This window comes from Bacillus cereus group sp. BfR-BA-01381 (genome assembly GCF_022663555.1).
Lineage (GTDB): Bacteria > Bacillota > Bacilli > Bacillales > Bacillaceae_G > Bacillus_A > Bacillus_A pacificus.
Genome location: NZ_JAKUFR010000118.1, coordinates 1 through 12,131, shown reverse-complemented (window position 1 = coordinate 12,131; position 12,131 = coordinate 1). Strand labels below are relative to the sequence as shown.

Genomic DNA, 12,131 nt, shown 5'->3' with positions numbered 1-12,131 from the left:
CGGTGCATCACGTGTACGTGATTTATTCGAAAATGCAAAGAAAAATGCTCCTTGTATCATTTTCATTGATGAAATTGATGCAGTAGGACGTCAACGTGGTGCAGGTCTTGGTGGTGGCCATGATGAGCGCGAGCAAACGTTGAACCAATTACTTGTTGAAATGGATGGCTTCGGTGCAAACGAAGGTATTATTATCATCGCTGCGACAAACCGTCCTGATATTCTTGACCCAGCATTATTACGTCCAGGTCGTTTTGACCGTCAAATTACAGTAGATCGTCCAGATGTAAATGGCCGTGAAGCTGTACTGAAAGTACATGCTCGTAATAAACCGCTTGATGAGAATATCAACTTAAGAGCAATTGCAACTCGTACACCGGGATTCTCTGGTGCCGATCTTGAAAACTTATTAAACGAAGCTGCGTTAGTAGCTGCGCGTCAAGATAAGAAGAAAATTGATATGAGTGACATTGATGAAGCAACGGATCGTGTTATTGCAGGTCCGGCTAAGAAAAGTCGTGTTATCTCTGAAAAAGAACGTAATATCGTTGCTTTCCATGAAGCAGGCCATACTGTAATTGGTGTTGTTCTTGATGAAGCAGATGTCGTTCATAAAGTAACAATTGTCCCTCGTGGTCAAGCTGGTGGATATGCAGTAATGCTTCCGAAAGAAGATCGTTACTTCATGACAAAGCCAGAGTTACTTGATAAAATTACTGGTTTACTTGGTGGTCGAGTAGCCGAGGAGATTGTATTTGGTGAAGTGAGTACAGGTGCTCACAACGACTTCCAACGTGCGACTGGCATTGCAAGACGTATGGTAACGGAATTTGGTATGAGTGATAAGCTTGGACCAATGCAATTTGGTAGCTCACAAGGTGGTCAAGTGTTCTTAGGAAGAGACTTCCATTCAGAACAAAACTACAGTGATGCAATTGCACACGACATCGATGTGGAAATGCAAACGATTATGAAAGAATGTTATGCTCGTGCAAAAGACATTCTTACTGAAAATCGTGATAAGTTAGATCTTATTGCAAAAACGTTACTTGAAGTAGAAACGTTAGATGCTGAGCAAATCAATCATTTATGTGATTATGGCAGATTGCCAGAACGTCCAACATCTTCAGCTGATGTGAAAGTAAACATCAACATGAAGAAGGATGATGAAGAATCAGAAGATAAGTAAGAAATGAAGGAGTGACGGTGGTCACTCCTTTTTTTTATTTGTGTAACGAAATGAAGTAGAAAAAGAATTTAAATAAATCTGGTATTAAAAATTGAAATAGGGAGTAATCTTTTTGTAAAATGATGAGGACAGAAAAGCTGATTATATAAGTATGTGTGATATGATGTTTTTATAAGTTTTATACATACTGCACAAATATAGATTAAATAAGATAAGTGGTGAGAATATGATTTTTGTATTGGATGTAGGGAACACAAATGCTGTACTGGGCGTGTTTGAAGAGGGGGAACTTCGTCAACATTGGCGCATGGAAACAGATCGTCATAAGACAGAAGATGAATATGGAATGCTTGTAAAACAGTTGCTTGAGCATGAGGGTCTTTCGTTTGAAGATGTAAAAGGTATTATCGTGTCTTCAGTCGTACCACCAATTATGTTTGCTTTAGAGCGCATGTGTGAAAAGTATTTTAAAATTAAGCCGCTTGTAGTAGGTCCTGGAATAAAAACAGGGCTAAATATTAAATATGAAAATCCACGTGAAGTAGGTGCGGATCGAATCGTAAATGCAGTAGCAGGAATTCACTTATATGGAAGTCCGCTTATTATTGTCGATTTTGGTACGGCTACTACATATTGTTATATTAACGAAGAAAAGCATTATATGGGTGGCGTTATTACACCGGGAATTATGATTTCAGCAGAGGCTTTATATAGTAGAGCGGCAAAACTTCCTCGTATTGAAATTACAAAACCAAGCAGTGTTGTTGGGAAGAATACGGTAAGTGCGATGCAATCTGGTATTCTTTATGGTTATGTTGGACAAGTGGAAGGTATTGTTAAGCGCATGAAAGAGGAAGCTAAACAAGAACCAAAAGTTATTGCAACAGGTGGATTAGCGAAATTAATTTCAGAAGAATCGAATGTAATTGATGTTGTAGATCCATTCTTAACATTAAAAGGTTTGTATATGTTATACGAGCGTAATGCAAATTTACAGCATGAGAAAGGTGAATAAATAAGTATGAAAGATTATTTAGTAAAAGCGTTAGCGTTTGATGGTGAAGTGCGTGCGTATAGTGTACGTACTACAAATACGGTAAGTGAGGCGCAAAGACGTCATGATACATGGAGAACAGCTTCAGCGGCACTTGGTCGTTCTTTAACTGCAGGTACAATGATGGGTGCAATGTTAAAAGGTGACCAAAAGCTAACGATTAAGGTAGAAGGTAATGGTCCAATTGGTCCTATCTTAGTAGATGCTCATGCAAATGGGGATGTGCGTGGTTATGTAACGAATCCACATGTTGACTTTGAAGGAACAGAACAAGGGAAATTACGTGTATATCAGGCGGTAGGTACTGAAGGATTTGTAACGGTAATTAAAGATATTGGTATGCGTGAGCCGTTTATTGGTCAATCTCCAATTGTTTCAGGAGAATTAGGAGAAGACTTCACATATTATTTTGCAGTTTCTGAGCAGACGCCTTCTTCTGTAGGTGTTGGTGTCCTTGTAAATGGAGATGATAGCATATTAGCAGCGGGTGGATTTATTCTTCAAATTATGCCAGGTGCACAGGAAGAAACAATTTCATTCATTGAAGAGCGTTTACAGAAGATCCCTCCTGTATCAACATTGATCGAACAAGGGCTTTCTCCAGAAGAGTTACTGTATGCAGTCCTTGGAGAAGATAAGGTAAAAGTATTAGAAACGATGGATGTTCAATTTAATTGCACATGCTCTCGCGAACGTATCGAGAGTGTGTTAATTAGTTTAGGTAAAACGGAGTTAGAGCAAGTTCGTGAAGAAGAAGAAGAAACAGAAGTTCATTGTCATTTCTGTAATGAGCGATACAAGTTCTCTAAAGAAGATATTACAAATTTAATTGAGAATTTGTAATAAGGCAATTCCCCCTCTAAATACATTGACAAACAGGGAATTTTCTGACAAAATCTAAATATAGATAAAACCAATAAAAATACTCGGTGTTAGGAGTGACAGGAATGCGAGTGGCACAATCAGTTTCAGAATTAATCGGGAAAACGCCGATCGTTAAGTTGAACCGCATCGTAGAATCAGACAGCGCAGATATATACTTAAAATTAGAATTTATGAATCCAGGGAGCAGTGTTAAAGATCGTATTGCATTAGCTATGATTGAAGATGCTGAGAAAAAAGGATTATTAAAAGAAGGCGATACAATCATTGAACCGACAAGTGGTAACACAGGAATTGGTTTAGCGATGGTAGCAGCTGCTAAAGGATATAAGGCAATTTTAGTAATGCCAGAAACAATGAGTATTGAACGTCGTAATTTATTACGTGCTTATGGTGCGGAATTAGTATTGACTCCAGGTCCTGAAGGAATGGGTGGAGCAATTCGTAAAGCGACTGAATTAGCAAAAGAGAATGGTTACTTTATACCACAACAGTTCAAAAACCAATCGAATCCAGAAATTCACCGTTTAACAACAGGTCCAGAAATTGTTGAACAAATGGGCGACCAATTAGATGCGTTTATTGCAGGTATTGGTACGGGTGGAACGATTACTGGTGCTGGTGAAGTGCTGAAGGAAGCGTATAAAGATATTAAAATTTATGCAGTAGAACCTGCGGATTCACCAGTATTATCTGGTGGGAAACCAGGTCCACATAAAATCCAAGGAATTGGGGCTGGATTTATCCCAGAGACATTGGATGTAGAAGTATATGATGAAATTGTTCAAGTGAAAACGGAGCAAGCGTTTGAATATGCAAGAAGAGTGGCGAAAGAGGAGGGTATTCTAGTTGGTATCTCTTCTGGAGCAGTTATTTATGCAGCAACAGAAATTGCGAAAAAGTTAGGCAAAGGGAAAAAGGTACTTGTTATTATCCCAAGTAACGGTGAACGTTATTTAAGTACACCACTTTATCAATTTGAGTCTTAATTATATGTGATTGAAAAAGCATCCTTGAAAAAGGATGCTTTTTCTTTTTGGATTGGAAATAGGAAAAGAGTGAATGACTAGAAAACTTCATGTAAAATAAGAGGTAGTATAATTAATTTATTTTCACTAGCCCTCGAGGATAATCATTCTCCATATACATAACACATGTAGTTTGAAATGATTAATCTAAAAGGGTGGGATAAAAGAAGACGGGGTGTTGATATGCAACGAAGAAAATCTTTAGCGCTTTCTATTCCATATCAGTTAGATTTCTTTAAGCAATATAAATTTCTTTCTAAGGATAAACCGCAACATATTTTGTTAGAGAGTGGGCGTGGCGGTCGTTATAACATTGTGGGGTTAAACCCGGTAGCGGTAATCCGAGGGAAGGGTGAAACGTTACATATAAGTGAAAGTGGTAAGGAAACAATAAAGCAAGGAAACCCATTAGATTTAATGCAGGAATATATGGAGCGATGGAAAACGGATTATAATCCGGAATACCCGCCTTTTCAAGGTGGTGCAATTGGTTATTTTAGTTATGATTGCATCCGTTATATTGAAAAGCTTCCTTCTCTTGCGGAGGATGATATTAATATACCTGATATATTCTTTTTATTATTTGATGATGTATTTGTGTATGATCAAGAAGAAAAATTATTATGGATTATTACACATTATGTAGATAAGCATGAAGAGGCAAAAGAACGATTAAATGAATGGAAGGTTCTTTGGACGACAGAAGCGCCAGAAGTGACTATGCCGTTTGCGTGCCCTGAAAAGAAAAGTGAAGCAGTTGCTTTTACTGAAGAAGGTTTTATGAAGGCAGTTGAATGTATTCAAGAATATATTGGGGCTGGTGATGTGTTCCAAGTAAACTTGTCAACAAGACAAGAAAGAACGTTACAAACACATCCACTAGAAATTTATACAAGTCTTCGCGAAATTAATCCATCTCCATATATGGGTTACTTGGAGCTTGGGGATTTTCAAATTGTTAGTGGATCGCCGGAGTTGTTAATTAAGAAACAAGGAACTGAAGTAAGTACAAGACCGATTGCTGGAACGAGATCTAGAGGAGCGAATGAGCAAGAGGATGAAGAGTTGGCAAGAGAATTAATTGAGAATGAAAAAGAAAGAGCAGAACACGTTATGCTTGTGGATTTAGAACGAAATGATTTAGGGCGTGTTTGTAAATATGGCACTGTAGAAGTAGATGAATTTATGGTAATTGAGAAATACTCACACGTTATGCATATTGTTTCTAATGTGCGTGGTGAGGTGGAAAAAGATAAAGATGCTTTTGATTTAGTGAAGGCTGTGTTCCCTGGGGGGACAATTACTGGAGCCCCGAAAATACGTACGATGGAAATTATTGAAGAATTAGAACCTGTTCGCAGAGGGATTTATACAGGTTCAATCGGTTGGATTGGTTATTCTGGAGATACAGAATTGAATATCGTGATTAGGACACTTCTTGCTAAAGATGGAAAAGCGCATGTACAAGCGGGAGCGGGAATTGTAATTGATTCAAATCCGGAAAATGAATATAAAGAGTCGTTAAAAAAGGCGATTGCTTTATGGCGTGCAAAAGAACGTAGCGAAGAAACGGTTAGGTGAGAGAAATGATATTAATGATTGATAATTATGATTCTTTTACATTTAATTTAGTACAGTTTCTTGGAGAACTTGGACAAGATCTTGTTGTTAAACGTAACGATGAAGTGACTATTTCAGATATTGAGAATATGAAACCAGACTTTTTAATGATTTCGCCAGGTCCATGTAGTCCGAATGAGGCAGGGATTAGTATGGAGGTTATTCGATACTTTGCTGGAAAAATTCCGATTTTTGGGGTTTGTCTTGGGCATCAATCTATTGCGCAAGTGTTTGGTGGAGAGGTTGTCCGTGCAGAGCGATTAATGCATGGGAAAACATCGCTTATGCATCATGATGAGAAGACGATTTTTTCGGATATCCCTAATCCGTTTACCGCGACGCGCTATCATTCCCTTATTGTTAAGAAAGAGACGTTACCTGATTGTTTAGAGGTAACGTCTTGGACAGAAGAAGGGGAAATTATGGCGCTTCGTCATACAACATTACCGATTGAAGGTGTACAGTTCCATCCGGAATCTATTATGACTTCTCATGGGAAAGAGTTGTTGCAGAACTTCATTCGTAAATATAGTCCAAGTGTGACATCATGTTAATTTACGTAAATGGTCAGTATGTAGAAGCGGGTGAAGCGAGAATTTCGCCATATGACCACGGTTATTTATATGGACTTGGAGTTTTTGAGACGTTTCGTATTTATAACGGTCATCCTTTCTTATTGGATGATCATTATGACCGTTTAATAAATGCGCTGGATACGTTGCAAATTAAATGGTCGATGACGAAAGATGAAGTAATGCTTATTTTGAAGAATTTACTCGTTAAGAATAAATTAGAGCATGCGTATGTCCGTTTTAATGTATCGGCGGGTATAGATGAAATTGGATTGCAAACAGAAATGTATGAAGAGCCGTCTATTATTGTTTTTATAAAACCTTTAGCGGCCCCGGGAGATGTAGTGGAAAAAGAAGGGGTTGTCTTAAATCAAGTGAGAAATACACCAGAGGGTGCATCTCGCTTGAAGTCTCACCATTATTTAAATAACATTTTGGGGAAACGCGAAATAGGCAATGTTGTGAATAAGGAAGGTATTTTCCTTACTGAAACAGGTTATGTTGCAGAGGGAATTGTTTCGAATCTCTTTTTTGTAAAAGGTGATATTTTATATACACCTTCTTTAAAAACGGGGATTTTAAATGGTATCACTCGTGCGTTTATTATAAAGGTTGCTGAAAAGATGGGTATAGAAGTAAAGGAAGGTCTCTTTACAAAAAATGAATTACTTTCAGCCGATGAAGTCTTCGTAACAAACTCGATTCAAGAAATTGTTCCGCTTAATCGTATAGAGGGGCGAGATTTCCCGGGTAAAGTAGGTTTGGTTACAAAAAGGTTTATGAATCTTTATGAAATGCAGAGAGAGAAATTGTGGAGCAGAAATGAATTACGAAGAGGAGATGTGTAGTTTGGAGTGGGATTATGATTTGCGCTGCGGCGAATATACATTGAACTTAAATGAAAAAACGTTAATTATGGGGATTTTAAATGTAACACCAGATTCGTTTTCTGATGGTGGGAGTTACAACGAGGTAGATGCTGCAGTACGCCACGCGAAAGAAATGCGAGATGAAGGTGCTCATATTATTGATATTGGTGGCGAATCTACTCGTCCGGGCTTTGCTAAAGTATCGGTGGAAGAAGAAATAAAACGAGTTGTTCCAATGATTCAGGCTGTTTCAAAAGAGGTGAAATTGCCTATTTCTATCGACACGTATAAAGCGGAAGTTGCAAAGCAAGCAATTGAAGCTGGTGCTCATATTATTAATGATATTTGGGGAGCGAAGGCGGAACCAAAAATCGCTGAAGTTGCAGCTCATTACGATGTACCTATTATCTTAATGCATAATCGCGATAATATGAATTATCGTAATTTAATGGCTGATATGATTGCTGACTTATATGACAGTATTAAAATTGCTAAAGATGCTGGCGTGCGAGATGAGAATATCATTTTAGACCCAGGTATCGGTTTTGCTAAAACGCCTGAACAAAATTTAGAAGCGATGCGTAATTTAGAACAGTTAAACGTACTAGGTTATCCAGTTCTCTTAGGTACTTCGAGAAAGTCCTTTATTGGGCATGTGCTAGATTTACCGGTAGAAGAACGTCTTGAGGGGACGGGAGCTACCGTTTGTCTTGGTATTGAAAAGGGTTGTGAGTTTGTTCGTGTTCATGATGTGAAGGAAATGGCGCGTATGGCTAAGATGATGGATGCGATGATTGGTAAGGGGGTAAAGTAATTGGATAAAATTTATATTCATGATATGGAGTTTTACGGTTATCATGGTGTATTCCCAGAGGAAAATAAATTGGGCCAGAGATTTAAAGTGGACTTAACGGTGGAATTGGACTTGAAGCGAGCGGGAGAAAGTGATGACTTAGAGCAGTCTGTTAATTATGGAGAACTTTTCGAGTTATGTAGGAAAGTTGTAGAAGATAGAACATATAAGCTTGTAGAGAGTATTGCTGAAAATATTGCTACAGATATATTGAAACAGTATGAGAGTATTTCAAGATGTACGATAAAGGTAATTAAACCAGATCCGCCGATACCGGGACATTATCGTGCTGTAGCGGTAGAAATTACGAGAGAACGTCCATGAATAATATAGCTTACATTGCATTAGGTTCAAATATTGGAGAACGTTATACGTATTTAACTGAAGCGATTCAGTTTCTGAATAAAAATCCTTATATCAAAGTTGAGGATGTTTCGTCTGTATATGAGACGGAACCGGTTGGCTATACTGACCAAAGTTGCTTTTTAAATTTAGTTATAAAAATTTCTACCAATTTATCACCGCAAGAATTATTGAAAGTAACGCAAAAAGTAGAAAATGATCTAGGAAGAAAAAGGGAAATTAGGTGGGGACCTAGGACTATCGACCTTGACATTTTACTATATAATCAAGAAAATATTGAAGCAGAGAATCTTATTGTTCCGCATCCGCGGATGTTCGAAAGAGCTTTTGTTATCGTTCCGTTGTTAGAGATTAATCAAGATATAAAACAAAACATTTCACGTTCACAAGTAGAAGAAATGAAAAGGCGAGAGGGAGTAACGGTATGGAAGCAGAAAAATGGGGAAGACGCATTCGTGCTTTTCGAAAACTAAAAGGTTACACGCAAGAAGGTTTTGCAAAAGAATTAGGGGTATCTGTATCTGTTTTAGGTGAAGTTGAGCGAGGGAATCGATCGCCTTCCCAAGACTTTGTAGTGGAAGTTGCTAAAGCATTAAAGGTCTCGATAGATGAGCTAATGCCAAAGTGACCATGAAGGAAGGAGTAAATCGAGTGTTAAAAATCGCAAATATTGAGATGAAAAATCCGGTTGTATTAGCACCGATGGCGGGAGTGTGTAACTCTGCATTCCGTTTGACAGTAAAAGAATTCGGTGCAGGCCTAGTTTGTGCTGAAATGGTAAGTGATAAGGCGATACTACTGAACAATAAAAGAACATTAGATATGCTATATATTGATGAGAGAGAAAAGCCATTAAGTTTACAAATTTTTGGTGGCGAGAAAGAAACTCTTGTAGATGCTGCGAAATACGTAGATCAATATACGACAGCAGACATCATTGATATTAATATGGGGTGCCCAGTACCAAAAATCGTTAAGTGTGATGCAGGAGCAAAGTGGCTTTTAGACCCAAATAAAATATATGAAATGGTAGCGGCAGTTGTAGATGCTGTAGAAAAACCAGTTACAGTTAAAATGCGTATTGGTTGGGATGAGGATCATATTTTCGCAATCGAGAATGCGAAGGCTGTTGAGCGTGCTGGTGGACAAGCGGTAGCAGTTCATGGGCGCACACGAGTACAAATGTATGAAGGAAAAGCGGATTGGGATATTATTAAACAAGTAAAGCAAGCTGTAAATATCCCGGTTATCGGAAATGGTGATGTCGCAACGCCACAAGATGCAAAGCGTATGCTTGATGAAATCGGTGTAGATGGTGTTATGATTGGCCGCGCTGCCCTTGGAGATCCATGGATGATTTATCGTACGGTAAAGTATTTAGAGACGGGTGAATTAATGCCAGAACCGACAGTACGTGAGAAAATTGACGTATGTATGTTGCATCTAGATCGTCTGATCGATTTAAAGAATGAAACTGTCGCTGTAAGAGAGATGAGAAAGCATGCAGCTTGGTATTTAAAGGGCATTCGTGGTAATGCAACTGTACGTAATGGTATCAATGCTTGTAATACGCGTGAAGACCTTGCGAATGTATTAGGTACATTTGTAGAAGAAGTAGAAGCGAAACAACAAACAATTCACGTTAGTTAATAATAGGAAGGGAAGATTGACATTCTTCTATACACTTCCTATAATTACGTGAAAGAAAGAAGAACTGCCAGTTAGTTGCTGGCAGTTTTTCTAGTTGAGTAGAAAATGCTATACTGTATATATTGTAAAAATTAATAGAGCTGGAGTGATATCAATACCATGGATAACATGAACCACGAAGAATTAAACGACCAATTGCTTGTTCGTCGTGAAAAGCTACATAATTTACGTGAGCAAGGGATCGATCCGTTCGGTAAACGTTTTGAACGTACAAATGCAACAAATGAATTGTTAAGCCTATATGGAGAGTTCTCTAAAGAAGAATTAGAGGAGAAAGAAATCTCTGTTTCTATTGCTGGTCGTATTATGACAAAACGCGGTAAAGGAAAAGCTGGATTTGCACATATTCAAGATTTACATGGACAAGTTCAAATTTACGTTCGTAAAGATGCTGTTGGAGATGAAGAGTACGAATTATTTAAAACAGCAGATTTAGGTGACTTAGTAGGTATTGAAGGTAAAATTTTCAAAACGAACGTTGGAGAACTTTCGGTGAAAGCAACGAGCTTTACGCTATTAACGAAATCTCTTCGTCCATTACCGGATAAATATCATGGGTTAAAAGATGTTGAACAACGCTACCGTCAACGTTACTTAGACTTAATTACAAGTATGGAAAGCCGTGAAACATTTGTTACTCGCAGTAAAATCATCCGTGAAATGAGAAGATACTTAGATGACAATGGTTATCTTGAAGTGGAAACACCTATGATGCACGCAATTGCAGGTGGAGCTTCTGCGCGTCCTTTCATCACGCACCATAATGCGTTAGATATGGAATTATATATGCGTATCGCAATTGAACTTCATTTAAAACGCCTTATTGTGGGTGGATTAGAAAAAGTTTATGAAATTGGCCGTGTATTCCGTAACGAGGGTGTATCAACTCGTCATAATCCCGAGTTTACGATGATTGAATTATATGAAGCGTATGCTGATTATAAAGATATTATGAAACTAACAGAAAATATGGTTGCTCATATCGCGAAGCAAGTACTAGGTACAACAACAATCCAGTATGGTGATTATGAAATTAATCTAGAACCAGAATGGACACGTCTTCATATGGTAGATGCAATTAAAGAACATTCTGGAGCAGATTTCTGGAATCCGATGAGTGTAGAAGAAGCGCGTGAACTTGCAAAAGAACATAATGTAGAAATTAAGGATACAATGGAAGTTGGTCATATTATTAATGAATTCTTCGAGCAAAAAGTAGAAGATAAATTAATCCAACCAACATTTATTTACGGTCATCCGGTAGAAATTTCGCCACTTGCGAAAAAGAATGACGAAGATCCACGATTCACAGATCGTTTCGAATTATTTATTGTTGCACGTGAACATGCAAATGCATTCACTGAATTAAATGATCCAATCGATCAGAAAGAACGTTTTGAAGCACAATTAAAAGAACGCGAACAAGGTAATGATGAAGCTCACATGATGGATGATGATTATATTGAAGCTCTTGAGTATGGTATGCCTCCTACAGGTGGACTAGGAATTGGTATTGATCGTCTTGTTATGTTATTAACGAATGCACCATCTATTCGTGACGTACTATTATTCCCTGCTATGCGTCATAAACAAGACTAAGCTTTGGAGATTTCTCCAAAGCTTTTTTTATTTGAGTATGAACGCGGGGCATTAGATGTCGATGTTGGGAGAAATTATATTTATATAGAAGAAAAGTGCTGTTTTTATACTTTTTTACTAAGTTAAAAATTTTATTAGAAAAACTATTGCATTTTAATAATCAAACTGGTATATTTATATTCGTTGCCACGAAAGGTAACAAGCAAAACAAACGAAAAACAACTTATTGAAAAAAGTTGTTGACGAAAATATAACGAAATGTTATATTAATAAAGTCGCTTCTGAGCGACGGAGCAGTTCTTTGAAAACTGAACGAAACAAACAACGTGAAACGTCAATTTTTATTTTATGATGCTAGACAAACTAACTTTATTGGAGAGTTTGATCCTGGC

The 12,131-nt window shown here is 37.7% G+C and carries 12 protein-coding genes and 1 pseudogene; all 13 read left to right on the top strand.

All coding sequences use genetic code 11. The annotated features are described in order from the left end of the window. Nucleotides 1-1,189, top strand: a pseudogene (gene ftsH / locus MR079_RS25515) (ATP-dependent zinc metalloprotease FtsH); the annotation flags it as partial. A 226-nt stretch (nt 1,190-1,415) separates the two neighbouring features. Continuing rightward, on the top strand, nt 1,416-2,204 hold the full coding sequence (locus MR079_RS25510; RefSeq protein WP_000578367.1) for a type III pantothenate kinase: 789 nt from the start codon (nt 1,416-1,418) through the stop codon (nt 2,202-2,204). 6 nt (nt 2,205-2,210) lie between these two features. After that, a complete protein-coding gene (gene hslO, locus MR079_RS25505) occupies nt 2,211-3,086 on the top strand; it encodes a redox-regulated molecular chaperone HslO (protein ID WP_000656366.1) in 876 nt (291 codons plus the stop codon). Between the two features lie 104 nt (nt 3,087-3,190). Further along, on the top strand, nt 3,191-4,114 hold the full coding sequence (gene cysK, locus MR079_RS25500; RefSeq protein ID WP_001261701.1) for a cysteine synthase A: 924 nt from the start codon (nt 3,191-3,193) through the stop codon (nt 4,112-4,114). A gap of 222 nt (nt 4,115-4,336) precedes the next feature. Further along, entirely contained in the window at nt 4,337-5,734 is a 1,398-nt protein-coding gene (pabB, locus tag MR079_RS25495; RefSeq protein WP_139869790.1) for an aminodeoxychorismate synthase component I, read from the top strand. Nucleotides 5,735-5,739: 5 nt separating this feature from the next. Further along, nucleotides 5,740-6,327, top strand: coding sequence for an aminodeoxychorismate/anthranilate synthase component II (gene pabA, locus MR079_RS25490; RefSeq protein WP_000602276.1), 588 nt, complete (start codon nt 5,740-5,742; stop codon nt 6,325-6,327). Beyond that, entirely contained in the window at nt 6,321-7,193 is an 873-nt protein-coding gene (gene pabC, locus MR079_RS25485; RefSeq protein ID WP_139869791.1) for an aminodeoxychorismate lyase, read from the top strand. Before pabA ends, pabC begins: the two co-directional genes overlap by 7 nt. Then, nucleotides 7,168-8,028, top strand: coding sequence for a dihydropteroate synthase (gene folP / locus MR079_RS25480; RefSeq protein ID WP_139869792.1), 861 nt, complete (start codon nt 7,168-7,170; stop codon nt 8,026-8,028). Before pabC ends, folP begins: the two co-directional genes overlap by 26 nt. Then, the gene (folB, locus tag MR079_RS25475) at nt 8,029-8,391 is read left to right on the top strand and encodes a dihydroneopterin aldolase (protein WP_139869793.1); all 363 of its coding nucleotides are present in this window, start codon (nt 8,029-8,031) and stop codon (nt 8,389-8,391) included. It abuts the gene before it with no gap. Then, nucleotides 8,388-8,903, top strand: coding sequence for a 2-amino-4-hydroxy-6-hydroxymethyldihydropteridine diphosphokinase (folK, locus tag MR079_RS25470; RefSeq protein ID WP_001059445.1), 516 nt, complete (start codon nt 8,388-8,390; stop codon nt 8,901-8,903). The genes folB and folK overlap by 4 nt, the downstream gene beginning before the upstream one ends. Beyond that, nucleotides 8,855-9,058: a helix-turn-helix domain-containing protein gene (locus MR079_RS25465; RefSeq protein WP_000387027.1), complete on the top strand. Its 204-nt coding sequence runs from the start codon at nt 8,855-8,857 to the stop codon at nt 9,056-9,058. The genes folK and MR079_RS25465 overlap by 49 nt, the downstream gene beginning before the upstream one ends. Before the next feature lie 23 nt (nt 9,059-9,081). Next, nucleotides 9,082-10,080: a tRNA dihydrouridine synthase DusB gene (gene dusB, locus MR079_RS25460; protein WP_139869794.1), complete on the top strand. Its 999-nt coding sequence runs from the start codon at nt 9,082-9,084 to the stop codon at nt 10,078-10,080. Between the two features lie 159 nt (nt 10,081-10,239). After that, a complete protein-coding gene (lysS, locus tag MR079_RS25455) occupies nt 10,240-11,739 on the top strand; it encodes a lysine--tRNA ligase (RefSeq protein WP_016716244.1) in 1,500 nt (499 codons plus the stop codon). The last annotated feature ends 392 nt before the right edge of the window (nt 11,740-12,131 follow it).

Coding starts and splice junctions, on each gene's coding strand:
- MR079_RS25510 (WP_000578367.1), top strand. CDS start 1,416: ATGATTTTTGTATTGGATGTAGGGAACACAAATGCTGTACTGGGCGTG.
- hslO (WP_000656366.1), top strand. CDS start 2,211: ATGAAAGATTATTTAGTAAAAGCGTTAGCGTTTGATGGTGAAGTGCGT.
- cysK (WP_001261701.1), top strand. CDS start 3,191: ATGCGAGTGGCACAATCAGTTTCAGAATTAATCGGGAAAACGCCGATC.
- pabB (WP_139869790.1), top strand. CDS start 4,337: ATGCAACGAAGAAAATCTTTAGCGCTTTCTATTCCATATCAGTTAGAT.
- pabA (WP_000602276.1), top strand. CDS start 5,740: ATGATATTAATGATTGATAATTATGATTCTTTTACATTTAATTTAGTA.
- pabC (WP_139869791.1), top strand. CDS start 6,321: ATGTTAATTTACGTAAATGGTCAGTATGTAGAAGCGGGTGAAGCGAGA.
- folP (WP_139869792.1), top strand. CDS start 7,168: ATGAATTACGAAGAGGAGATGTGTAGTTTGGAGTGGGATTATGATTTG.
- folK (WP_001059445.1), top strand. CDS start 8,388: ATGAATAATATAGCTTACATTGCATTAGGTTCAAATATTGGAGAACGT.
- MR079_RS25465 (WP_000387027.1), top strand. CDS start 8,855: ATGGAAGCAGAAAAATGGGGAAGACGCATTCGTGCTTTTCGAAAACTA.
- lysS (WP_016716244.1), top strand. CDS start 10,240: ATGGATAACATGAACCACGAAGAATTAAACGACCAATTGCTTGTTCGT.